We start from the raw sequence: 24,230 nt of genomic DNA, 5'->3' as shown, positions 1-24,230 counted from the left end.
CCGCCCGTGATCTTCTCAAAAGGTCCACCGGACCTTTTGTCGGCTAGGCCGAACCGAAGATCACTCCCATTCAAGGGCGCCTTTTTTCCATTCGTAGGCAAACCCGACTGTCAGAACGGCAAGAAACACCATCATCGACCAGAAGCCGACCATCGAAATCTCGCCGAAGGCCACCGCCCAGGGGAATAGAAACGCGATCTCGAGGTCGAAAATGATGAACAAAATCGACACCAGATAGAACCGGACATCAAACTTCATCCGCGCGTCGTCAAAGGCGTTGAACCCGCATTCGTAGGCCGACACTTTTTCCGGATCCGGATTGCGAACAGCCAAAACCACAGCCGCAAGGATCAGGACAACGCCCAGCACGATGGCCAGCCCGAGGAAAATGACAATTGGCAGATATTCTCTGAGAAAGTCTTCCATTTCGGGGCTCCCCTTTTGACATGGGGCCATGCCCCCGTTTGGCTGATGTTGCGTTTATCCCCCCCCGCGTCGAGGGTCAACGGGCGATCACAGACGCTGGCGCGTCCTACACAACTTCAACCAGTTCAAAACGCTGACACACAAGCAGCAAATCGGCTGACCAGCCGCCATTGCGTTCGAAATATGCCCGGTGCGCTGTCGCCCACCCTTCGTATGTGGCATTTTCCCCTTCGGCCAGGGCGAAATCCTCAGTCACGGCGTCGAATGGTTGCACGATAACCTGTGTCATGCGGACGACGGCGGCCGGGGATTCGTCCCAATGCAGCACTATTTCAAAATCTCCGACATTTGGAAGCGCCTCGTTATCGGCCTCATACTCCCGCAAGGCCCCACAGGTCGCGGTCTTGGTTCCGGCGCAAATGAGACCAACCAGATGTTCGCAAAGCTCCCTGCTGTCCCCGTATTCGCCCCGGATGGCGTTCGGATAGCGCGCCCACACGTCAGTCATCCGCAGAGCCGTCCTTTGCGGAGTACTGTCGATAGCGGTGGCGGTAGATCAGATTGGGCCGGTCACCATCCATCAGGTAGAACAGAATTCCCACATGGATCAGCAATTCAATCAGCAAGATCAGAAAAAAGCCGTCGGTATAGCTGTCGATTCCAAAAACCGCATGCAGGAAACCGATCTGCGTCGCCGCCTCGACCGAATTGTAAAGTTCGGCCGTCGCGCGGCTGCTGCGAAACAAGGCCCAGACCGTAACACCCGCCGACACGATCGCCATGAAGACAGACCATGGCACGCGCATCAGCAATCCCACGCCAGCCAGGAACGGCCAGATGCCGGCCAGAACGACCAACCAGCCGGCAAGCCCGAAATCCCAGGCTGCATAGAATTTCCAAAGACCTGTCACGATAAAATAAAGGGCGATGGCCCAAAGGACCACGCCGGGTTTGCCTTTGGGGTGGGCACGCGCCTGTTCGGGCGTAATATTCACCCACGGCACGCCCGCATAAAACTCGATCCGTCGTTTGTCTTTTTTCATCTGACATCCCCGCACTCACCACGTGCGATGCATGTAGGACAGATCGCGACCCGCGTCGACAGGGGCCGGCTGCGGCCCCTTGTCCTGCGCCCGGCTGAGGACGATCGGGCGCATATCGGGTGATATGTCTGGTTGTCAGGGATGTCGGGATCGCGGGCGCGCGACCAGGCCTGACTGTACGAGCCTGTCCGCCCTAATGCATCCCTCTGACGGACCGGCGCGTTTCCACAGCCTGATCGGCAAGCAGTTGAAAAACCTGCTCCTCATAGCCCATTTCCGCAAAATCTCGCACTGCCCGCACCAGATCATCGGTCAATTTGGCAAGACGCATCACACCCTGATCGCGCTGCGGACCGGATGGTAAATTTTCAAGTTCCTGCTGGGCAATATCAACCTTCCGCCGGATAAGGCGGATGTTGTCGTAGGCGGTGCTCAATGGTGTCATCATGACGACGTTAACCAATCCTCTGCCCCACAGGACACTGGGGGTGCCATGAAACCCTAGTCGCTTTTTTACCCTTTGGATAGGGATTCATGCGCTTTGCAGCATAAGTCAGGCGAAACGTTGCCCAAAAGGTCAACTTTGGCGTGTGCTGAAGGCTTTTTCGACTTCGTCGCGAATAATTCGCGCGATCAGCGCACAATCTTCGGGCGTAAAGGTTAACGGCAACCGCATATCAATGATCCCCGCAAGGATTCTGTCACTCTGCGGTAGCGGGTCGGGGGCCGCATAGCGCCAGCTGTCATAGCGCGAGGTGAAGCCCGCGGGTTCAGACCCACCGAACCATTTAAGCTCAACACCGCGCCTGAAACAGCCCTGAATGACCCTTTGTACGGCCTCAGCTGGCCAGTCGAGCAATAGGAATTGAAAAGAAGATGCCACAAAACCCTCTGCGGCGGGCCTGTGGGTTAACGTCAGGCCGGGGGTGTCGCGCAGCCCCCCTTCCACCACACGATAAAGCGCATTCCAACGGTCACATTGCGTCTGTAAATCGGCCAGTTGCGGACGCAGGATCGCGGCGCGCAGATTGTCCATCCGGCCCGAAATGTTGGGCGTTTCATATTTGATCTGGGCGAACGTCTCGGGCGGGGGGGCCGCGCGGTGGCGTTCAAACAGCATGTAGCTGCCCGACAGCATGATGGCGCGGGCCATGGCCTCTGCGTCATCACCGATCAGCAACCCGCCCTCGCCGGAATTGACGTGTTTGTAGGTCTGCGTGGAATAGCAGCCGAATTTGCCCCAACGCCCGGACGGCGTGCCGTTCCAATGGGCGCCCATGGTGTGGGCGCAGTCTTCGATCACGGTGACGCCAGCGGCATCACAAAGTGCCATCAGCGCCTCCATATCGCAGATGTGGCCGCGCATATGTGACAACAGCAAAACCTGCGCCTGATCCAGCTTTGCGGCCAGATCATCCAAATCTATCAACAGGTTATCGGTGACACCCACGAAAACAGGCGTGGCCCCGACGGCGGCAATGGCCCCCGGCACGGGGGCCAGCGTAAAGGCGTTGGTCAGCACGCGGTCGCCATGACCCACACCGCAGGCGCGCAAGGCCGTGGTCATCGCATAGCCGCCCGACGCCACCGCAAGGCAGTACTTCGCCCCTGTCAGTGCGGCGAATTCCTCTTCCAGCAGGGCGGTTTCAGCGATTTCATCCCCATGGGTGTTGTAGCGGTGCAAACGCCCGTGGTTCAGCACCGCCATCGCGGCCTCGATCCCCGCTTGCGGGATGGGTTCTTGCTGGGTGAAGCTGCCGGTGAATGTCTCAGTCATGACAGCATGTGAGGGCGCGCGCCCTGCCCCGTCAAGCCCGGTTTCGATCAGCTGAAAAGCCGATCAACCAGATCGGGCAGGTCGGCGTAGCGGTCCAGCAGGGCCTCGGGCTCAAGGGCCGCCATATCTTCGCCAGACGGACCGAAGGTGACCAAGATAGACGGCACATCCGCGTTGCGCGCTGTCATACGGTCGGTGTTGGTGTCGCCCACCAGACAGGTTTTGACCGGATCCGCGCCGCAGCGACGCACGGTTTCGAACAGGTGTTCAGGGTCCGGCTTGCGCACGGGCAAGGTGTCCGCCCCCACCAGCGCGCCAAAGGCGTCGCGCACGCCAAGACGGGTCATCAGGGTTTCAGCCAGACCTTCGGGTTTGTTGGTGCAGATGCCCACGGGGTAGCCGCGCGATTTCAAAGCCTCGACCGCGTCCATTGCGCCGTCATAAAGCCGCGTGTGGGTGTCGATGTCTTGGGCGTAAGCCTCAAGCAGGACGGGATATTGGCGTTGGATGTCGTCCTCGCCAAACCCCTCAACCCGGCTGAAGCCCAGCGTCAGCATGGCCCGCCCGCCTTTCAGCGCCGTGCCCGCATCCGCGCCCGTCAGCAAATCGCCCAACCCCAGCCCGCGAAAACAGGCGTTGGCCGCGGCAAGCAAATCACCGGACGTGTCGGCAAGCGTGCCATCAAGATCGAACATCACGGAATGCATGGCGGGTCCTTCAGTTTCGGTGTCTTGTAACGGGCTGACATGGGATGTGAAGGCCACGCGACTTGTGTTAGGCGATGTGGCGCGTATGAAGATGAAAACAACAAGAATGAGGCAGGTATGTCAGTCGCATTAATCATTTTGGCCGCAGGCAAGGGCACGCGGATGCAGTCAGACCTGCCCAAGGTGCTGCACAAGATCGCCGGTGCGCCCATGTTGGTGCATGCGATGAAATCGGGTGCCGCACTGGACCCAGCGCGCACGATTGTGGTCGCAGGCCATGGCGCCGATCTGGTGACAGCGGCAGCGCAAGACTGGGATGAGGGCGCCGAGATTGTTTTGCAAACCGAACAGCTTGGCACCGGTCACGCGGTGGCGCAGGCCGCCCCTGCGTTGGACGGGTTCGAAGGTGACGCGATTGTCCTTTACGGCGACACGCCCTTCATTCGCCCCGAAACGCTGGAGGCGATGATCGCTGCCCGCGCCGACAATGATGTGGTTGTGCTGGGGTTTGAGGTTGCGGATACGTCGCAAAAATACGGCCGATTGGTTGAGGCGGACGGCGCTTTGACCGAAATCGTCGAATTCAAGGACGCAAGCGCCGACATTCGCGCCCTGCCCCTGTGCAATTCCGGTGTGATCGCCTGCGATGCGCAGCTGCTGATGTCTCTGGTGGCGGAGATCGGGAACGACAACGCCTCGGGCGAATATTACCTGACCGATGTGGTGGCCTTGGCGCGCGCGCAGGGAAAAACCGCGACCGTTGTGCGCTGCGATGAGGCGGAGACGATGGGCGTCAATTCCAAGGCAGAACTCAACGCCGCAGATGCGATTTTTCAGACCGCCACACGTGCCGCCATGGTTGAAGCCGGTGTGACCGTACAAATGCCTGAAAGTGTTTACTTTTCCCATGACACCTACGTGGGGCCGGATGCGGTGATCGAACCACACGTGGTCTTTGGCCTTGGCGTGACGGTCGAAAACGGCGCGCAAATCCGCGCGTTCAGCCATCTTGAAGGCTGCCACGTGTCCCGCGATGCCGTGGTCGGCCCCTATGCGCGTTTGCGTCCGGGCACTGAACTGGCCGAGGGTGTGAAGATCGGCAACTTCGTGGAAACCAAAAATGCGGTGATTGAGGCCGGGGCCAAGGTCAACCACCTCAGCTATATCGGGGATGCACAGGTAGGCGAACGCACGAACATCGGCGCGGGCACGATTACCTGCAATTACGACGGCGTGTTCAAACATCGCACGACCGTGGGCCGTGACGTGTTCATCGGGTCCAACACCATGCTGGTGGCGCCCGTGACCTTGGGCGATGAAAGCATGACGGCGACCGGGACAGTGGTCACCCGTGACGTGCCCGAAGGCGATATGGCCGTGGCCCGCGCGCGCCAGGATAACAAACCGGGCTTTGCACGGCGGATGTTCGAAAAGTTAAAGGCCAAGAAGGCCAAAGCGGCAAAGGAAGCCTGAAAATGTGTGGAATTGTAGGTGTCCTCGGCAAGAACCAAGTCGCCCCTTTGTTGGTGGAGGCGCTGAAACGGCTGGAATATCGCGGCTACGACAGCGCGGGGATTGCAACGGTCAATGACGGCGCGCTGGACCGCCGCCGCGCCGTCGGCAAATTGGTGAACCTGCAGGATTTGCTGGTACATGACCCATTGGCTGGCAAATCCGGTATCGGCCACACCCGTTGGGCCACCCACGGCGAACCCAATGTCAAAAACGCCCACCCCCATCAGACGGCACGCGTGGCCGTGGTCCACAACGGGATCATCGAAAATTTCCGCGAATTGCGCGAAGAACTGGCCGAGAAAGGCATCGGCTACGAGACGGACACGGACACCGAAACCGTCGCCCTGTTGACGCAAAGCTTCCTTAACGACGGGATGACGCCGCGCGATGCGGCGGAGGCCACGATTGCCAAGCTCGACGGGGCCTATGCGCTGTGCTTTCTGTTCGAAGGCGAAGGCGATCTGATGATCGCGGCGCGCAAGGGATCCCCCTTGGCCGTTGGCCACGGGGAGGGTGAGATGTTCGTGGGCTCCGACGCGATTGCGCTGGCGCCCATGACCGACCGGATCACCTATCTGGAAGAAGGCGATTGGGCCGTGCTGACCCGCGACAGCGTCGAAATCCGCGACGCCGCAGGCACGCTGGCCAACCGTGACATCCAGACCATCAAGATCGACGACACGGCGGTCGATAAGGGCGGCCATAAACACTACATGGCCAAGGAAATCGCAGAACAGCCGTCGGTTCTGACCAACGCGCTGGGGTATTACATCAAGGACGGGCGGATCGAACTGCCCGACCCCGGCCTTGATTTTGCAAAGATCGACCGGCTGACCATGGTCGCCTGCGGCACCGCGTTCTACGCCTGCCTCACGGCAAAATACTGGTTCGAACAGATCGCGCGCCTGCCTGTTGAAATCGATGTGGCGTCCGAATTCCGCTACCGTGAACCCCCGATCACCAAGGGCACAGCGGCGCTGTTTGTCAGCCAATCGGGGGAGACAGCGGACACGCTGGCCGCCCTGCGTTATTGCGAAGGCAAGGTCGACACGATCGTGTCCGTGGTCAATGTCCCCGAAAGCTCCATCGCGCGCGAAAGCGACCTGCCGCTGCCGATTTTGGCAGGCCGTGAGATCGGCGTGGCCTCCACCAAGGCGTTCACCTGCCAGTTGACCGTGCTTGCCATCTTGGCCGTCAAAGCCGCGCAAGACCGTGGTGAATTGGACGCCGCAGGTGTGGCCAAGGCCCTTGAGGCGATCAAGTCCGTGCCGGCCCTCATGAGCCAGGCATTGTCCCTGGGCGAGCAAAGCAGCGATGTGTCCCGCAAGCTGGCAGAGGCGCGCGATATCCTGTTTCTGGGCCGTGGCCCGATGTATGCGCTGGCCCATGAGGGTGCACTAAAGCTGAAGGAAATCAGCTACATACATGCCGAAGCTTATGCATCGGGTGAACTGAAACACGGCCCCATCGCCTTGGTCGATGAACATGTGCCTGTCATTGTTATGGCCCCGCGCGACGCACTGTTCGACAAGACCATTTCCAACATGCAAGAGGTCATGGCGCGCGGTGGTCGCGTCCTGCTGATCACCGACGCGCAAGGCGCACGTGAGGCCGGACCGGGCGTGTGGGACACGATCCTGATGCCGGAAATTGACCCCTTCGTGGCCCCGATCCTCTATGCAATCCCCGCGCAGCTGCTGGCCTATCACACGGCGGTCGCCAAGGGCACGGATGTGGACCAGCCCCGCAATCTGGCGAAATCGGTGACGGTGGAATGACGGTTGACGACGCGCTGGCGGAATTGGCCGGTCTGGGGGATGCCTATAAGGCGGGCGAAATGGCCGCCTATCACAAGGCCGAGCGCCCCTATTTCGGCATCGCCAATCCGGTGATCTATGACTGCTGCGCGCGCTGGCGTGAGGCGCTGAGCCTTGAGGGCCGTATCCAGCTGGCCTCAGACCTGTGGGACAGCAACGTCCATGAGGCCCGCGTCGCGGCGGCCAAATTGCTGGTGCAGGCGCGCATCAACCCTGATGACGCCGCTTGGCAGTTAATCGCGTCTTGGGTGCCGACCTTTGACGCCTGGGCCATCGCAGATCATGCCTGCGGGGCGGGGTCACGACGTTTGGTCGCGGACCCCACCCGTCTGGATGAGGTTGAGGGCTGGACGACATCAGACCATCTGTGGACCAAACGGGCGGCCCTCGTGATGACCCTGCCGTGGACCAAACAAAAGCATCCAAAACCCGAAGAACTGGCCGCGCGAGAACGTATTCTGGGCTGGGCCGCGACCTATGTGACCGATCCGAACTGGTTTATCCAAAAGTCCGTCTCGTGGTGGTTGCGCGATCTGGGCCGCCGTGATCCCGACCGCGTCTGGGCGTTTCTGGACGCCCATGGCGACGCAATGAAACCCTTCGCCCGCAAGGACGCGAGCCGGAAATTGCCACCCCGATAATGGTCTCTTGCAGGGGCCGATGGCCGATGCCAAGAAGAACAAAAAACAAGGGGGCAAACGTGCTGGATCTGACGAAACAAGTCAACTTACTGTCCGAGAGGATCGCGCCGCTGCGCGACAAACCGGGGCGGGTCCTCGTCGCCATCAGCGGGCCGCCGGCCAGCGGCAAATCAACCTTGGCGGATGAATTGTCCCGACGATTGAATGCACAGAAGTGTCTGACGACAGTCGTGCCTCAGGACGGTTTTCATCTGGACAATCAGGTTCTTGAAACACGCGGCGATCTGGCCCGAAAGGGCGCGCCGCACACGTTTGACGGCGCGGGTTTTGTCCACATGGTGCGCCGTTTGCGCGAGAAATCCGATGTGTTCGTCCCCGTGTTTGACCGCGCCCGCGATGTGGCGATTGCGGGGGCACGACAGGTGCCCGCCGACGCCGAAGTCATTATTGTCGAAGGCAATTATTTGCTGTTCGACGAAGCCCCGTGGTTCAATTTGGCCCCCCTGTGGGGCCTGTCCGTTGCGTTGCATGTGCCCCTGCCCGAATTGCGCGCGCGGCTGATCCAGCGCTGGCTGGGACACGGGCTTAGCTCTGCTGCGGCGAAACGCAGGGCCGAAACCAACGATATGCCCAACGCGCAAATGGTGCAGCAAAAGGCCCTGTCCGCCGATGTAACGCTTGGCGTGGACGGCACGATCCTTTAGCAGTTGAAACATGTCAAAATCTATATATTTTAGCAAAACGATATATAGGAGCATGGCACAATGACTGAATTTACTCCGTGGATGTCCTTGTTCGGGGGCGTTCTGATCGGGACGGCATCTGTCCTGCTGATGGGGCTGTTCGGGCGCGTCATGGGGGCCACAGGCATTTTGGCAGGCTTCGTCATGCCGCAATCTGCCGGCGATTGGGGTTGGCGCGCCACCCTTCTGGCGGGGATGATGACGGCCCCGGCGCTTTATTGGATCATCAGCGGTGACGCGGTGGCCGTGGATGTGCCGGTGTCCACAGCCGCGATGATCATCGGCGGATTGATCGTGGGCGCAGGCGTGACCTATGGCGGCGGATGCACCTCCGGCCACGGCGTCTGCGGCATCGCACGGCTTTCGCCACGGTCCATCGTGGCCACGGTTGTCTTTATGGCGGTTGCGGTGGCGACGGTCTATGTGACGCGTCATGTGGTGGGGGGCTGATCCATGCGGTTTGTTCTGACCTACCTGATCGGTTTGATCTTTGGCATGGGGATCGTACTGGGGGGCATGGCGAACCCTGCCAAGGTCCTGAATTTCTTTGATGTTGCGGGCACTTGGGATCCGTCATTGGCCTTCGTCATGGGGGGCGCTTTGGGCGTCACGGCTTTGGGCTACAGGTTTGTGTTGCGCCGCGCGTCTCCGCGGTTGGCAGAGGTGTTTCACCTGCCGGCCCTGCGCCAGATTGATGTGCCGCTTGTGGCGGGATCCGCCGCGTTCGGTCTGGGCTGGGGGCTGGCAGGGTTTTGCCCGGGTGGCGCATTGCCAGCCATCGGGACGGGCGATCCGGCGGTCCTCATCTTCACAGCGGCCATGGTGGCGGGTATCTTGGCTGCACGCGCCGTTCAGGCCAGACAGGTTACACGCCCAGCACGCGAGGCCGCCCAATGACAATCAACATGGACATCACCCCTGAGGTGGAAGGTTTCTTTGACGAGGCCACCAACACCATCACCTATATCGTGAAGGATCCGTCCAGCGCGCATTGTGCCATCATCGACAGTGTCATGGATATTGATTACGCCGCCGGTCGCATCACGACGACAGCCGCCGACCGGTTGATTGCACACATCAGGGACCGTGAACTTGTGCTGGACTGGATCATCGAAACCCATGTTCACGCAGACCATCTCAGCGCGGCGCCGTATTTGCAGGACATGCTGGGCGGCAAAATCGGCGTGGGCGCACGGATCATGGATGTGCAGGAAACCTTCGGCAAGGTCTTCAACGAAGGAACAGAGTTCCAGCGCGACGGATCGCAGTTCGACGCCCTGTTCGAGGACAAGGACACCTATCAGGTAGGGGAAATGGCGTGTTTTGCCATGTCCACACCGGGCCACACCCCCGCATGTATGGTGCATGTCATGGGCGACGCGGCCTTTGTCGGTGACACGCTGTTCATGCCGGACGGTGGATCGGCGCGCGCCGACTTTCCGGGCGGCGATGCCGGAGAGCTGTATGACAGCATCCAGAAAGTGCTGGCGCTGCCGGACGACATGCGGCTGTTCATGTGCCACGACTACGGCCCCGACGGACGCGCCATCGCATGGGAGACCACCGTAGCCGCGCAACGGGCGGACAACATCCATGTGGGCGGTGGCAAAACACGAGAAGAGTTTATCGCCTTTCGCACCGCCCGTGATGCGCAGCTGGCTGTGCCCAAGCTGATCATCCCTGCCCTGCAAGTCAACATGCGCGCGGGGCACGTGCCTGTCGACGAGAACGGAAATCCGGTGCTGAAGGTGCCTGTCAACGGGCTGTGATGCGCCTGCGGCGGGCGGGGCGGCGGTTTTTCTGGCGAAAAACCGCGGGGCTCTGCCCCCGGACTGCGTCCTCCCCCGGAGTTTTCGGATCAGAAGAATAAAGGCCGCGCGCCTAGCTGGAGATGATTTCGAATTTCGTGACATCGACCATGCCACGGTCGGTGATTTTCAATTTGGGAATGACCGGCAGCGCGAGAAACGCCAGTTGCAAGAACGGCTCTTGCAGCGTGACGCCAAGGGCACGGGCCGCATCGCGCAGGGTTTCGAGGGATGCGCGCACCTCCTCGAAGGGGGCGAGGCTCATGAGGCCGGCCACCGGCAGGGCCAGTTCGGCCGTGATCTGTCCGTCCGTGACCACAACAAAGCCGCCTTCCAGATGGGACAGTCGGTTCACTGCGACAGCCATGTCGTCGTAATCCGCGCCAACGCAGACGATATTGTGGTGATCGTGACAGACAGTCGATGCGATGGCCCCGTGTTTCAGACCGAAGCCTTTGACAAAGCCCGTGGCAATGTTGCCGTTGACGCCATGGCGTTCCACCACGGCGATCTTGACCAGATCACGGGCCGTGTCGGGGCGTTTGTCCCCATCGGTCGGGGTGATGTTGTCCTGCAGATGGTCGGTGATGATCTTGCCGGGGATGATGCCGATTACATCGGTCGTTTCCCTGTTGGATGACGTCCGGAAATCGGTGCCCGTGACCGGCGGCGCCTTGACCGACGCACGCCCGATGGGTGGCGTGATTTTCCGCGCGGAAAACGCAAGTTCAGCGGCATGGATGCCGCCGCACAGCGTCATCCGGGCATCACATGCCTCAAGTGATCCAAGACAAGCAATGTCGGCCCGCTGCCCCGGCGCGATCACCCCCCGGTCTTTCAGGCCAAAGGCTTCGGCGGCTGACAAGGACGCCGCACGGTAGGCCGCAACAGGCGATGTGCCACGCGCGACAGCTGTGCGGATCAGGTAATCAAGGTGTCCGTGTTCACCAATGTCGAGAGGGTTCCGGTCATCGGTGCAAAAACACATATAGGCCGACGTGCGGTCATCGAGCAGTGGCAAAAGCGCGTCAAGGTCTTTGGACACCGACCCTTCGCGGATCAGCACACGCAGGCCCTTTTGCAGCTTTTCGCGCGCCTCTTCTTGCGTTGTGGCCTCATGTTCGGTGCGGATGCCCGCGGCGATATAGGCGTTGAGATCGCGTCCGGACAGCATGGGGGCATGGCCGTCGATGTGGCCCCCCTCAAAGGCGCGCAGCTTGGCCATGATGCCGGGGTCCTGGTGAAGGACGCCGGGGTAATTCATCATTTCAGCCAGCCCGATCACGGCAGGATGGTTGCGCAAGGGCAACAGATCGGCGGCTTCGATGGTCGCGCCGGTGGTCTCCATGTGGCTGGACGGGACACATGAACTGAGGTTGACGCGAATATCCAGTACGGTTTCCAAAGCGGCATCAAGGAAATACTGGATGCCCGGCACGCCCAGTACATTGGCAATTTCATGAGGATCGCAGATGGCCGTCGTGACACCCAAGGGCGCAACAAGACGGTCGAATTCGAACGGCGTGACAAGGCTGGATTCGATGTGCAGATGGGTATCAATGAACCCGGGCACCAGCGTCAGCCCGCTGACATCCACCACCTGTTTGCCGTCATAGCGGGCACATGTGCCCACAATCGTGTCGCCGCAGATGGCCACGTCACCGTCCAGAAAGGCGCCGGTGATCACATCGAAGACGCGCCCGCCCCGTAAAACAAGATCGGCGGGGGCGTCGCCCCGCCCCTGTGCGATTTTCTGGGACAGGTCAGCCATAACAAAACTCCGGACTTTGGCCCAGAAAACAGCACTTGACCCGTAAGGTCCAGCCTAACGACGAGAGATAAGTTCTATCTTGGGACGGTTGGCGATCCTGGCTTTCTTCGGAACATCGGCCTCGGCTGCAGCGGCGACGAAGCGCTTGATCAATTCCGCCTGAAACCGGACATCCTGAGACCGGTCAATCAAGGTATCTATGAAAGATTCCAACCCTTTAGACGTATCCAAACCGCCGTTTTCAGCGGCTGTACACAAGTCCAGAAACGGCATGACAATATCGGTCAGCACCAGCGCGGACATATGCGATGTCTGGTCGGACACGGAATCTTCAATGCCCAGTTCCGGACGGAAGGCGCGGTTTACGCCGCCAAGCACCATCTTGAACCGCAAAATGATACCAAGGTTTCCGTCATCCGCCAATGTCGTGATCAGATGGGCCTTGGCCAGCGACAGGCCCGGAATTTCAATCGTCACAGACGGTAGGGAGACGACCTCTGTGGTGTTTGACAAAGCGGACAGGCACTGTGTGACGCCATGAGCCACCTCAGGCACGAAAACCTCATCCACAGACACCCGCGAGGGAAAGGAAAACCGGTTGCGATGATGTTCGCCGATCACTTCGCAGGAGCGGACCTCGGCCGGACCATCAGGTTCCGCGATAAGATTGACCACAAACCGGTGCCCACCCGCTAAGGTTGTATTAGGATCTGACTGCGACACCAGTTTCATTGGACGGTTCCCTAAAATTGGAATCAAGATACTCAGAAATAAGTAACAGGCCCTAAGGAAAAGTAAACTTGGCCAAAAATAAATTCCATTGATAACAATTTGTTAACCTTTTGCGATCAGGTTCCGGCCCTTGGCCGATGGAGATGCGACGTTCGAACAAGTCGCAAATGATCGCGCTGCGCATTGATATTTTGGTGCTATGTCAACGGACTAATTAGGCATAGCAGTCCCTGCGGGATATGCGCTATAGTTGCATCAAGATCAGGACTGGGGATCCCTTATGCGCGACGACACGCCCGAGACATTAACAATCATAGGGATAGGGTCTTCGGCCGGCGGGCTTGAGGCCATCCGCGAACTTGTCGCGACGCTGCCCGCCAACCTGCCGGTGTCCTATGTGGTCGTCCAGCATATGTCGCCCCACCACAAAAGCCTGATGACCGAACTTGTGGGCCGCCAGACGGAACTGCGGGTCGAGGATGTGGCCGACGGCACCACGCCCGAAGCGAACGTCATTTACATCACGCCGCCCAAGACCGACGTGGTCATCCACGAAGGCAAGCTGCGCCTGCAAGACCCCAGCGACCTGCCCTCCGCGCCCAAACCCTCCGTCGACCGCTTTCTGGTCAGTCTGGCGGAGGAGCATGGCGCAAAGGCGGTTGCCATGATCCTGTCGGGGACCGGATCGGATGGCGCCTACGGGGTGCAGGCCATCCGCGAGGCAGGCGGCATCACAATTGCACAGGATTCCGAAAGCGCGAAGTATGACGGAATGCCCCAAGCGGCTGTGCAGACAGGCTGCGTCGATCTGGTGCTGCGACCCGTCGAGATCGGCACACACCTGCAAAAAATTCTGACCTCTGCGCGGGATTTTTCGGCGTTCCGCAAGGAAGAACTGCAGGAAACCCCGATTTCGGATCTGTTGCAGATCCTGTTGGCGCGCACCCGTGTGGATTTCCGCGACTACAAACAGACGACCATCACCCGCCGGATCGAACGTCGGATGACGGCATTGGGGATCGACGATCAGGAAGAATATACACAATTCCTGCGCAACAACCCGCAAGCTGTGGATGCGCTGTTCAAAGACCTGCTGATCTCGGTCACACGTTTTTTCCGCGATAAGGAAGAATTCGCCAACCTTGAAAAGTTGCTTCCGCCACTTCTTGAAAACCGCCAAACCGGTCCGCTGAGGGTCTGGGTTGCAGGCTGCGCCACCGGTGAAGAGGCCTATTCAATCGCGATGCTGATTTCCGAGGCATTGGGCGGTCCCAATGTGCCGCTGAAGGAAAAGGTCCAGATCTTTGCGACCGATATTGATAAAGCCGCATTGCAGGTGGCACGCGCGGGCATTTACAGCAGTTCCGCGCTGAATGACATTCCCAAGGAACTGGCGTCGAAATATCTGATCCAGCATGGCGATGGCATCCGCATCACGGACCGGCTTAGATCGGCGGTTCTGTTTTCGGATCACAACGTTTGCCAGGACCCGCCGTTTCAGAAGGTCCACTTGCTGTGCTGCCGCAACCTGCTGATCTACTTCGGGAATTCCCTGCAAAAGAAAGTGATGTCCCGGTTCCATTATTCGATGGCATCGGACGCGCTGTTGTTCTTGGGCACGGCCGAAAGCATTGCGGGATCGGATGAGCTGTTCCATCAGGACGACAGCAATTCGCATGTGTATCGCAAAAGAATGCTGGGCAAGGGCGGCGGCAGCACAAGCTACTCCATGCCCAGTCTGCCCCTTTACACCGGGCGCAGCCGTCCGGGGCCGGAACGCAGCAACGATGTCAGCGCCGATCGCCACCTGTTCGATGCACTGATCAAATCGCTGGGCGAACAGTCGATCCTTGTCACCGAAGACGGCACCATCATGTCCGTCAACGGATCCATCAGCGAATATATTGAGGTCAATCAAAGCAGTAAGCTGCGGATGCATATGGAATTGCTGAAAAGCCCGCTGCGCGAAGAGGCCCGCAGTCTGGTGTCTGTCGCCCTGCGCCATGGAACCCACCGCACCGGCATCCGGCATCGGTTGTCGGACGACGGCGAATTCGACATCCGCATCAATGTCTACCCGATTGTGGCCAAATCTTTGTCCGAACGCATCGCGGTCGTGGCCTTTACGCCTGTGCCCAAGGTGCCCGATCCGACAAACCTGCCCGCCGAGGCACTGAAGCTGGACGACAGTGTTTCCGAACGCATCCGCGATCTGGAAAACGAAGTCGCCGTCACCCGTGAGGCGTTGCAGCAGACCATTGAACAGCTGGAAACCTCGAACGAGGAATTGCAGGCCCTGAACGAAGAATTGCAATCCACCAACGAGGAATTGCAAGCCACCAACGAAGAGCTTGAGACCTCGAACGAGGAACTTCAGTCCACCAACGAGGAACTGATCACCGTCAACGAGGAACTGCAGATCACGGCGACCGAACTCAGCGGGCGCACGGGGGAATTGACCTCCGTTCTGCAAAGCACACCGTTGGCCATTCTTGTCACCGACAGCGCCTTGCAGATCACCCAAGCGACCACGGCCGCATCGGATTTGTTCCAGCTGAAACAACCCATTACGACGCCGCACATTTCGCAGGCTGTTTTGCCGGATGGCTTTCCGTCCCTGTCCCCCATTTGCAGTGAGACACTTAAACTGGGGGAAACCACGACGCAGGAATTCAATTCCGACGGCAGCCGCGTCGTTCTAAGCTGCACCCCATATTTTGATGTCCATGGAAAGATACTTGGCCTGACGATGGTGGTCACCCAGTTCCCCGGCCTTGCCCGCGAAATGGAGATGATCCTGAACAGTTCCAACATCCACATGATCAACAGCGCGGAAGACGGCACAATCCTTCGGATTTCCAAAAGTTCGGCCGAGGCGCTCGGGCTGGATCGCGACCGCGCGCTTGGCAGGAACATCTATGAACTCCTCCCGCAGGAACAGTCGCAAAAACTGGTCAAACGGGACAGAAAGCTTTTGTCGTCGGACGATGATGCCGATGGCCTGTTCGAAACGGTGGAGTTCAAACAGAAGGACGAAGATAGCCCCACCTATCTTGCAATGGAACGTCGCGTTTTCGAGGCCCCCCACAGGGACGGCCCGACGATCTATAACATCGCCACTGATGTGACCAAGATTGTGGCTGCCGCCGATCAGACAGCCGCCCTGATTGCGCGGTTCCGGCATCTGCAGGAACTGGCCGGCTTCGGGTATTGGGAACTGAACCCGATCACCCAAGAGATTTATTGGTCAAAACGGGTCTTCGAACTGCACGACGTTTCCGAAGATGACGGCATGCCCAGCCTTGATCAGGCGCTGGGGTTCTTTCACCCTGACGACGTCGAAATGGTCGGCAAGAAAGTCGAAGATGTCTCGGCCAAAGGGGGCGAGTTTGAATTCTTTGCCCGGCTGATCCGCAAGAATGGCGAGACGATCAAAGTGCGCAGCAACGGCATCGCCATTCTGGACGGCACCGGCACGCTGCAACAGATCGTGGGCGCATTCGAACAGATCGAGGATTAACGGCTGGCGGTTTTTCGCAGGTCGTTTTCGGTCTGGGTGTAGTCACTGATCGTGGCCTCAACCCCTTTGTCCCAAAGTGCAGCCAGCCAATGGGCAAACGCGGATGCGAATTCGGGCGCATGTTTGATGTCGCCATAAATCGACGATTGATCAAGCCACGCTGTCGGGTTCTGACGTGCATTGGTCGCCGCCTGCTGAAGATCGGACCAGATCGGATCATTGGCTTCGATCTGTGACCCGTTTTCGCGTGTGCCCTGACACATTCGCGCCCAAAGGGCCTCAACCAGCGCCAGACCGTTGACCGGATCACCGGTTTTCAATCCTTCGCGGATCGTCGGTAACAGAAAACCGGGGTGACGGGATGCGCCGTCAAAGGCCACGCGGCGGGTCGTGTCGACAATCGCCGGATTGGCAAAGCGCGACATGATCAGCGACAGGTAGTCGTGGGGCGTCATACCGGGCACAGCGTCCACATGGGGCGCGATTTCTTCGCCCTGCACCTTCAGGAACAACGCCGCAATCGCAGGGTTCGCCATGGCATCGGAAATCGTCTCGATCCCCAAAACCTCACCCGCGTTGGCCAAAATCTGGTGTCCGCCGTTCAGCATACGGATCTTCATGGTCTCAAAGCTGTGCACATCGTTGGTAAACGTCGCGCCCACCTTGTCCCAATCCGGACGGCCCGCGCAGAAATCATCCTCAATCACCCATTGGCGGAAGTTTTCATGGGTGACCGGCGCATTGTCTTCGATGCCAAGGCTGCGCACCAGTTCCAGTTCGGCAGGGCCGGTGGCGGGCACGATGCAATCGACCATGGAATTGGGGAAGGTGCAATGCGTGTCGATCCAGTCGGCCAGCTCCGGGTCGGACATGCGGGCCAGGCCTACGACCGTCTGACGCAGGATCGCGCCGTTGCCTTGCAGGTTGTCACAGCTCAGCCCCGTAAAGGCACCGGTGCCCGCATCGCGCCGGATCCGCAGCGCTTTGATCATGGCACCGAAGGCCGTTGCAGGTGCATCGGGGTTGGCCGCATCCGCCTGAATGTCTTTGTGATCTTCTGCAAACCCACCTGTGACCGGATCGGTGTAATAGCCGCCTTCAGTCACTGTCAGCGCCACAATGCGCGTGGACGGGTCGGCCATCTGCGCCACGAGCGCGGCGTTGTCAGGCTCCACCGGCAGGAAGTCGATCATTGAACCGCAAACCTCGGCCGAGGTGCTGTCAGGGCGCAATTCGATCAGGGTCGTCAGGCAATCCTGCGCCAAAAGACGGTCACGCTGTGCCGCGTCACCCGCGCGCACGCCTGCCCCGATGATCGCCCAATCATGGGCTTCGCCTGCATCCATCAAACGGTGCAGGTACCACGCCTGATGGGCACGGTGGAAATTGCCCAACCCGATGTGGACAATCCCCGGCGTCAACTCAGACCGGTCATAGGCCGGAACCCGCACGCCCACAGGCATAGCATCCAAACTCGCGTTGCTCAGTTTTGTCAGCTCATCCATTGGCCACCGTCCACGTTATAGGTTTGCGCCACGACATACGTCGCATCATCAGAGGCCAGAAAGACGGCCATTCCGGTTAAATCCTCGGCTGTGCCCATCCTCCCAAACGGGACAGCCGCGCCCACTTCGGCCTTTTTCTGGCCGGGGGACTTGTTCTCATACTTGGCGAAAAACGCATCGACCCCGTCCCAATGTTCGCCATCCACCACACCAGGTGAGATCGCGTTGACGTTGATGCCGTGCTTGATCAAATCAAGCCCCGCAGACTGCGTGAGGCTGATGATCGCGGCCTTGGTCGCGCAATAAACGGCGACGAGGGCTTCCCCCCGCCGCCCGGCCTGGGAGGCCATGTTGATGATTTTACCACCTTGCCCGCGCGCAATCATATGCTTGGCTGCGGCCTGCAAGGTGAACAGCGTGCCTTTGACGTTGATGTCAAAGCACCGGTCGAAATCGTCTGTGGTAATCTCAACAATCGGGGCCGCCGTAAAAATGGCGGCGTTGTTGATCAGAATGTCGATGTGCCCAACGGCGTCGATGGCAGCGGCGAAGCCGGCGTCGATGCTGGCGGGGTCGGTCACGTTCATTTCAACGGCGAAACAGCCCTCACCGATCTGGGCGGCTGTCTGTTGGGCGCGGGCAAAATCAATGTCGGCAATCACCACACGCGCGCCTTCGGCCACGTAGCGTTCGGCGAACGCCTGCCCGATGCCGCGTGCGGCACCGGTGATCATTGCTGTCTTGCCCGCCAGTCGCATCAGTCGATCCGCAAACCGTCTGCACCGAATTTGTGCACATTGGCTTCTTCGGGGGTCAGATACACGGTGTCGCCGTACTTGAAGTTGACGTTGCCGCGCTGGCGCACGGTCACGTGTTCTTCGATGCCGTCGATGTGGACGTGCAGGAAGGTGTCGGACCCAAGGTGTTCGGCCACGCCCACGGTGCCTTTGAACTCACCTGCCTCGGTCGACACTGCGATGTGTTCAGGGCGCATACCCATGGTCTGCGCACCGCGCTTTTTGGCGGCTTCACCTTCGATCAGGTTCATCTTGGGCGAACCGATAAAGCCCGCGACAAAACGGTTCTGCGGACGTTCATAGAGTTCCAGCGGGGAGCCCACCTGTTCAATCACACCGGCCTGCAACACGACGATCTTGTCGGCCATGGTCATGGCTTCGACCTGATCGTGGGTCACGTAGATCATCGTGGTTTCCAGCCGCTGGTGCAGCTCGGAAATCTCCAGACGCATGCCCACACGCAGCGCGGCATCGAGGTTGGACAGGGGTTCGTCAAACAAGAACGCTTCGGGCTGGCGGACAATCGCACGGCCGATCGCCACACGTTGACGCTGACCACCGGACAACTGGCCCGGTTTGCGGTCAAGGTAGTCGGTCAGGTTCAGCGACTTCGCGGCCATGTCGACCTTGGCGTCGATTTCCGACTGCGGCATCTTTTCCATCCGCAGCGGGAAGGCGATGTTTTTGCGCACGGTCATATGCGGGTAAAGCGCATAGGACTGGAACACCATGGCCAGACCCCGTTTGGAGGGCGGAACCTCGGTCACGGTGGCGTCGTCGATTTTGACCTCACCGGATGTGACCTCTTCCAGACCTGCGATCAGGCGCAGAAGGGTGGATTTACCGCAGCCCGAGGGGCCGACGAAGACCGCGAATTCACCGTCTTCGATGGTCAGGTCCAGCGGCGGAATGACTTCGACTTCGCCGAATTTCTTGGTCACTTTTTCTAGAACGATGCGTCCCATATTAATTTCCTATTCTCTCGGCTTATTTCACGGCGCCAAAGGTCAGACCTTGGACAAGTTGTTTTTGACAGAACCACCCAAGGACCACGATCGGGCCAACGGCAGCAGTGGACACAGCCGACAGGCGGCCAAAGAACAGACCCTCCGGTGCGCGGTTGCCCTCAATCAGTTTCGACAGGGTCGCGGCGTCGGTGGTGGTCAGCCGGACCGTCCAGTAGGCCTCGTTCCAGCAGAAGATAAAGACCAGCAGCGCGGTGGAAGCGATGCCGCCCCAGGCCAGCGGGATCAAAATTTCACGCACCTCGCCCCATGTGTTCAGGCCGTCCATCTGGCCCGCTTCGATGATGTCTTTGGGGATGTCCTTGAAGTAGGTGAACAGCATCCAGATGGCGATGGGCAGGTTGATCAGGCTCAGGACCATGACGATCAGGAACTTGGTGTCATAAAGACCCAGCGACTTGGTCATGAAGATCATCGGATAGAGCACTGCGGCAGCTGGCAGCATTTTGGTGGACAGCATCCACATCAGGATGTCCTTGGTCGCCCGTGTCGGATTGAATGCCATGGCGTAGGCACAAGGCACCGAAACCACAAGCGTGAACAAGGTCGCAAAGGTCGCCGTGATCAATGAATTCGTGGCGAACCGCCAGTAGTCGTAGTTGTCCGTCATGTTGGCGTAATTGTCCAACGTGGGCGTGAAGGAGAACAGCAGTTCAGGCTTCACCGCATCCGCGTCGGTCTTGAAGCTGGTCATGACCATATAGGCGATGGGGAAGAAGAAGATCAGTGCCACGACCCAGGCCAGAACGGGCCATGCGATCTTGGAGAACTTCGTGTGTTGAGCAACGATAGCCAAAGGACCGCTCCCTTATTCCATAAGTGTCTTGCCGACCATCCGCAGAAGGAAGATGGCGACGATGTTGGCGAGGATGACGGCGAAGATACCTGTGGCAGAGGCCGCACCGATGTTGTTGTTGACCAATTCCCCGATGTAATAGGGCAGGTTTTTGTTGCCGTTGCCGCGGCTGACAATCTCAATCTCGGCATAAAGCGAGAGGTGGAAAATCGCCTGGATCATCACAACGATGGCGATGGGCCGGCCAAGGTGCGGCAGCGTCAGAAAACGGAACTGGTTCCAGCGCCCTGCCCCGTCCAAAGTCGCGGCTTCTTTTTGCTGCTGGTCTTCGGATTGCAGGGACGTCATGAAAATCAGGACTGCAAAGGGCGTCCACTGCCATGTCACCATCATGATGACCGCATAGGCAGAGGTCTGCGTGGCGCGGAACGAGATCGGTTCGAATTCAGGCCAGAGGCTGAAGAACCCACCGACGACGGGCGCAGACCGCAGCCCCGCGATGATTTCGTTGATGCCGTTGACAGCAATCCCCTGCAGGCCCAGCACCGGATCGAGGATCATGTTGATCCACAAAACCGCATTCACAGCGGGCATCACAAAGAAGGGCGAAATCAGCAGGACGCGGACAATGCCCAGCCCCGGAAAGCTGCGGTTGATCAGCACAGCGATGGCAACACCCAGGATCACTGTGAGGAACAGAATGCTTGTTACAATCAGAATGGAGTTCTGGATCGCCAACCAAAAGCTGTCCTGGTTCCAGACGTATTGGTAGTTGCCAAACCCGCGCCAGTTTTCAATCGACGGCGACGTCCATTCCGGGCGGCGCAGGTTGTTCAGCACATAACGGATGAACGAGAAAAACAACGTCATCGACAGGGGAACCAGCATCCAGAACAGCAGCAGCACAACGGCTGGCGTCTGAAGAAGGCGGGGGATGGTGCGATTGGCCATGGCGTAAGGGCTCTCAAAATGAAAGATGCGGGCGGTTAGCGAATGGAGCGGGCGTCACTGGTGGGTTTCTTAACAGATCCTCGGGACCCAGCGACAAAAAACTTGGGGTGGAGAGACCCCCGAGGGGATCTCTCCGAAAGAAGCGAGGGCTTAGTAGCCTGCTTCTTCCATGATTGCGGAAGCGGCAGCCTGTGCGTCGGCCAGTGCTTCTTCAACAGTCTTGGCACCGGACAGAGCCGCAGCCATTTCCTGACCGAATGCGGATCCCACTTCCGGGAATTCCGGGATCGCGACGAACTGGACGCCCACGTAAGGCTTCAGGTCGGTGGCTTCCGGTGCCGCGCTGTCGATGGCAGCCAGTTCGGCATCAGCAAAGCCTGCGACTTCCTGGAATTCCGGGATTTCGTAGGTGGATGCACGCTGACCGGTCGGGACAGAACCCCAACCGAATTCCGGATGGTTGCCGACGGCCTGCACGTATTCCTTGGACGTCGCCCATTCGATGAAGTCCTGAGCGGCTTCAGCGTTGGGGGATCCGGCCGGAATGGCGAAAGCCCATGCCCACAGCCAGTTTGCACCGACGGGGTTGCCCGCATTAGGCGACTGCGCATAGCGGACGTTCGGGTTCTCGAGGAAGGACGCAGCGATCGTCGCGTCGATCCACAGACCACACTTGCCTTCGTTATACAGCGCGAGGATCTCGTTGAACGAGTTGCCTTCGGAGCCCGGAGGTCCGTAGTTCTGCAGCATGTCAACGTAGAACGTCACAGCGTTGTTCCACTCTTCGCTGTCGAGCTGCGGCTTAAAGTCGGCGTCGAACCATGCGGCACCGAAGGAGTTTGCCACGGTCGTGATGAACGCAGCGTTGTCACCCCAGCCGGGCTTGCCGCGCAGGCAGGCACCGTAAACGCCGTTTTCCGGGTCATGCATCGCCGCGGCTGCGTCGCGCACGTTTTCCCAACTGTCGTTGTCTTCGATGGTCACGCCAGCCGCATCGGCCAGGTCACCCCGATACATAACCATCGACGATTCACCGTAGAATGGTGCAGCGTAGAGCGTGCCATTCGCCGAAAGGCCGGCGCGCATGGCGGGCAGGATATCGTCCACATCATAGTCGTCGCTGAATTCCAGCGGCTCGATCCAGCCTGCTTCACCCCAGATCGGGGCTTCCTGCATGCCGATGTTGATGATGTCGTACTGACCGCCACCGGTGGCTGTGTCGGACGTGACCTGCTCGCGCAGAACGCCTTCTTCAAGAGACACCCAGTTCAGCGTTACGCCGGTTTCTTCGGTGTAAGCTTCTGCAACGGTCTGCATGTTGATCATGTGGCCGTTGTTCACGATTGCGATCGTCAGCTCTGTTGCGTGACCGTCGGCAGATACGCCAGTGGCCAGCAAGGACATTGCTGTTGCCGCGCGAAGTGCGCCTTTGAGTTTCATCCTGAATTCCTCCCTAGTGAATGGATAAACTAACGCTAGGTTCATTGAAAACTTTACGCGCGTCAACATTTATTTTAACGCGCGTAAAATCTAGGGATTTTGCTGGAATATCAGGCAGAAGCCCGTTTTGTCAGGATGCCATCGAACAGAAAATCTTTCTGCGACTGCGCCTGATGTTCAGAATCGATCATCTGCATCAGAATCTCGAGGCTTTTGTCGGACATGGATGCATAGTCCTGCGACACCGTTGTCAGAGACGGACAGGTGAACCGCGAGAACGGGTGGTCGTCATGTCCTGCGATGCGCAACCTGGCGTTCGGTCCCCGCCCTACTTTGATGTCACTGGTAAAGGCCGCCGACAGCAGCCCGATGGCCAGTCGGTCATTGCTGCACAAAATCGTATCGGACGTGAACCGCCCTGTGGCGAAGGCCGTCAGGCCGCCTTGTCGGCCGATTTCCTCAAACTCCCACCCGTCACCGTCCACGCGGATGATCTCGGGCGTGTGGCCCAGCGCCTCCATCGCGGCGATATAGGCGTTGCGGCGGCGGTTGACGTTCGGGTTCACGGCCACGCGCATTTCAAAGAAATTCGGCGGCGAACCGGACGCACACAGGTATTCCACCAACATCCGCATGGATTGTGTGTTGTCCATGCCCACGAAAGAAGACCCCATGTCGGGCAAGTTGTTGTCGAACACCACCGTGGGCACATCGGCGACAAACTTTTCCACATGTTTGCGGTCCGAGGCGCGGCCCAACGGGGCCAGAAGAACACCCGCAGGCTTTTGCTGCCGCAGACTGTCAAGAATTTCACATTCAAGCGCCGGGTCACCATGTGCGCTGAACAGCATCGGTGCGTAACCGGCGGCGATACACCGTTGTTCCAGATTACGGGCGATTTCGGCAAAGAACGGGTCGGCCAGAAACGGCACAACAATGCCAATGTTGTTCGTCGTGCGGCGGTTCTGGTTGATCGCAAATATATTCGGCCTGTAGTCATGTTCGGACAAGGCCAGTTCAATCTTTTCGCGGGTCGAATTGCGCACGCTGTCAGGGTCGTGAAAGTATTTCGACAGCGTCGGACGCGAGATGCCACTAAGCGCGGCAAACTCTTCCATATTCCTTACTTTCTGGCCGTCCATAGCCGCCTCGCCCAATGTTGAACTGTCAATCCTGTGGCAACGTGTCACGAAAATCTGACACCCTGCACGCCCGT

General features: G+C 59.1%; 23 protein-coding genes. 8 read left to right on the top strand and 15 right to left on the bottom strand.

Annotated features, from left to right (window positions below; translation table 11 throughout):
* Positions 1-60: 60 nt before the first annotated feature.
* The 6 genes from QZ653_RS11230 to QZ653_RS11205 form a co-directional block, all read right to left on the bottom strand.
* Positions 61-426, bottom strand: coding sequence for an NADH-quinone oxidoreductase subunit A (locus QZ653_RS11230; protein ID WP_296420173.1), 366 nt, complete (start codon positions 424-426; stop codon positions 61-63).
* A gap of 106 nt (positions 427-532) precedes the next feature.
* Positions 533-934, bottom strand: a complete 402-nt coding sequence (locus tag QZ653_RS11225) for an ASCH domain-containing protein (protein ID WP_296420172.1) — start codon at positions 932-934, stop codon at positions 533-535.
* Positions 927-1,469 carry a hypothetical protein gene (locus QZ653_RS11220; RefSeq protein WP_296420171.1) on the bottom strand — a complete coding sequence of 181 codons (543 nt, stop codon included), beginning with the start codon at positions 1,467-1,469 and terminating at the stop codon, positions 927-929. Before QZ653_RS11220 ends, QZ653_RS11225 begins: the two co-directional genes overlap by 8 nt.
* 193 nt (positions 1,470-1,662) lie before the next feature.
* Positions 1,663-1,917 carry a hypothetical protein gene (locus tag QZ653_RS11215; protein ID WP_296420170.1) on the bottom strand — a complete coding sequence of 85 codons (255 nt, stop codon included), beginning with the start codon at positions 1,915-1,917 and terminating at the stop codon, positions 1,663-1,665.
* 129 nt (positions 1,918-2,046) lie between these two features.
* Positions 2,047-3,246 carry a DegT/DnrJ/EryC1/StrS family aminotransferase gene (locus tag QZ653_RS11210; protein ID WP_296420169.1) on the bottom strand — a complete coding sequence of 400 codons (1,200 nt, stop codon included), beginning with the start codon at positions 3,244-3,246 and terminating at the stop codon, positions 2,047-2,049.
* Positions 3,247-3,293: 47 nt separating this feature from the next.
* Complete coding sequence (locus QZ653_RS11205; RefSeq protein WP_296420168.1) at positions 3,294-3,953, bottom strand: HAD-IA family hydrolase; 660 nt, start codon at positions 3,951-3,953, stop codon at positions 3,294-3,296.
* A gap of 117 nt (positions 3,954-4,070) precedes the next feature.
* Between QZ653_RS11205 and glmU the strand changes: the two genes are divergently transcribed.
* The 7 genes from glmU to QZ653_RS11170 are packed head-to-tail and all read left to right on the top strand — an operon-like array spanning position 4,071 to position 10,438.
* Positions 4,071-5,426 carry a bifunctional UDP-N-acetylglucosamine diphosphorylase/glucosamine-1-phosphate N-acetyltransferase GlmU gene (gene glmU / locus QZ653_RS11200; protein WP_296420167.1) on the top strand — a complete coding sequence of 452 codons (1,356 nt, stop codon included), beginning with the start codon at positions 4,071-4,073 and terminating at the stop codon, positions 5,424-5,426.
* Between the two features lie 2 nt (positions 5,427-5,428).
* On the top strand, positions 5,429-7,246 hold the full coding sequence (glmS, locus tag QZ653_RS11195; RefSeq protein ID WP_296420166.1) for a glutamine--fructose-6-phosphate transaminase (isomerizing): 1,818 nt from the start codon (positions 5,429-5,431) through the stop codon (positions 7,244-7,246).
* Positions 7,243-7,926 carry a DNA alkylation repair protein gene (locus QZ653_RS11190; RefSeq protein WP_296420165.1) on the top strand — a complete coding sequence of 228 codons (684 nt, stop codon included), beginning with the start codon at positions 7,243-7,245 and terminating at the stop codon, positions 7,924-7,926. Before glmS ends, QZ653_RS11190 begins: the two co-directional genes overlap by 4 nt.
* A 59-nt stretch (positions 7,927-7,985) precedes the next feature.
* Entirely contained in the window at positions 7,986-8,630 is a 645-nt protein-coding gene (locus QZ653_RS11185; protein ID WP_296420164.1) for a nucleoside/nucleotide kinase family protein, read from the top strand.
* A gap of 60 nt (positions 8,631-8,690) precedes the next feature.
* On the top strand, positions 8,691-9,119 hold the full coding sequence (locus QZ653_RS11180) for a YeeE/YedE family protein (protein WP_296420163.1): 429 nt from the start codon (positions 8,691-8,693) through the stop codon (positions 9,117-9,119).
* A 3-nt stretch (positions 9,120-9,122) separates the two neighbouring features.
* Entirely contained in the window at positions 9,123-9,566 is a 444-nt protein-coding gene (locus QZ653_RS11175) for a YeeE/YedE family protein (RefSeq protein ID WP_296420162.1), read from the top strand.
* Entirely contained in the window at positions 9,563-10,438 is an 876-nt protein-coding gene (locus QZ653_RS11170) for an MBL fold metallo-hydrolase (RefSeq protein ID WP_296420161.1), read from the top strand. Before QZ653_RS11175 ends, QZ653_RS11170 begins: the two co-directional genes overlap by 4 nt.
* Before the next feature lie 112 nt (positions 10,439-10,550).
* Here the strand turns inward: QZ653_RS11170 and ade are convergent, their stop codons facing one another.
* Positions 10,551-12,248 carry an adenine deaminase gene (gene ade / locus QZ653_RS11165; RefSeq protein WP_296420160.1) on the bottom strand — a complete coding sequence of 566 codons (1,698 nt, stop codon included), beginning with the start codon at positions 12,246-12,248 and terminating at the stop codon, positions 10,551-10,553.
* Between the two features lie 54 nt (positions 12,249-12,302).
* Entirely contained in the window at positions 12,303-12,980 is a 678-nt protein-coding gene (locus QZ653_RS11160; RefSeq protein WP_296420159.1) for a hypothetical protein, read from the bottom strand.
* Between the two features lie 280 nt (positions 12,981-13,260).
* Here QZ653_RS11160 and QZ653_RS11155 point away from each other — a divergent pair, with 280 nt between their 5' ends.
* On the top strand, positions 13,261-16,500 hold the full coding sequence (locus QZ653_RS11155) for a chemotaxis protein CheB (RefSeq protein WP_296420158.1): 3,240 nt from the start codon (positions 13,261-13,263) through the stop codon (positions 16,498-16,500).
* Here the strand turns inward: QZ653_RS11155 and QZ653_RS11150 are convergent.
* The 7 genes from QZ653_RS11150 to QZ653_RS11120 all read right to left on the bottom strand — a co-directional run bounded on the left by QZ653_RS11150 (position 16,497) and on the right by QZ653_RS11120 (position 24,156).
* The gene (locus QZ653_RS11150) at positions 16,497-18,005 is read right to left on the bottom strand and encodes a mannitol dehydrogenase family protein (RefSeq protein WP_296420157.1); all 1,509 of its coding nucleotides are present in this window, start codon (positions 18,003-18,005) and stop codon (positions 16,497-16,499) included. The two genes, QZ653_RS11155 and QZ653_RS11150, sit on opposite strands and share 4 nt — an antisense overlap.
* Positions 17,993-18,766, bottom strand: coding sequence for an L-iditol 2-dehydrogenase (locus QZ653_RS11145; RefSeq protein WP_296420178.1), 774 nt, complete (start codon positions 18,764-18,766; stop codon positions 17,993-17,995). Before QZ653_RS11145 ends, QZ653_RS11150 begins: the two co-directional genes overlap by 13 nt.
* Positions 18,763-19,767 (bottom strand): ABC transporter ATP-binding protein, encoded by a 1,005-nt coding sequence (locus QZ653_RS11140; RefSeq protein WP_296420156.1) that lies wholly within the window; start codon positions 19,765-19,767, stop codon positions 18,763-18,765. The genes QZ653_RS11145 and QZ653_RS11140 overlap by 4 nt, the downstream gene beginning before the upstream one ends.
* Before the next feature lie 22 nt (positions 19,768-19,789).
* Complete coding sequence (locus QZ653_RS11135) at positions 19,790-20,623, bottom strand: carbohydrate ABC transporter permease (RefSeq protein WP_296420155.1); 834 nt, start codon at positions 20,621-20,623, stop codon at positions 19,790-19,792.
* A 12-nt stretch (positions 20,624-20,635) separates the two neighbouring features.
* Positions 20,636-21,574 (bottom strand): carbohydrate ABC transporter permease, encoded by a 939-nt coding sequence (locus tag QZ653_RS11130; protein WP_296420154.1) that lies wholly within the window; start codon positions 21,572-21,574, stop codon positions 20,636-20,638.
* A 150-nt stretch (positions 21,575-21,724) separates the two neighbouring features.
* On the bottom strand, positions 21,725-23,014 hold the full coding sequence (locus QZ653_RS11125) for an ABC transporter substrate-binding protein (RefSeq protein WP_296420153.1): 1,290 nt from the start codon (positions 23,012-23,014) through the stop codon (positions 21,725-21,727).
* 110 nt (positions 23,015-23,124) lie between these two features.
* Complete coding sequence (locus QZ653_RS11120; protein WP_296420152.1) at positions 23,125-24,156, bottom strand: LacI family DNA-binding transcriptional regulator; 1,032 nt, start codon at positions 24,154-24,156, stop codon at positions 23,125-23,127.
* Positions 24,157-24,230: the final 74 nt, after the last annotated feature.

This window comes from Pseudooctadecabacter sp. (assembly GCF_020627745.1).
In the GTDB taxonomy this organism is placed as follows: domain Bacteria; phylum Pseudomonadota; class Alphaproteobacteria; order Rhodobacterales; family Rhodobacteraceae; genus Octadecabacter.
This window is presented reverse-complemented; position numbering and strand designations above follow the sequence as displayed.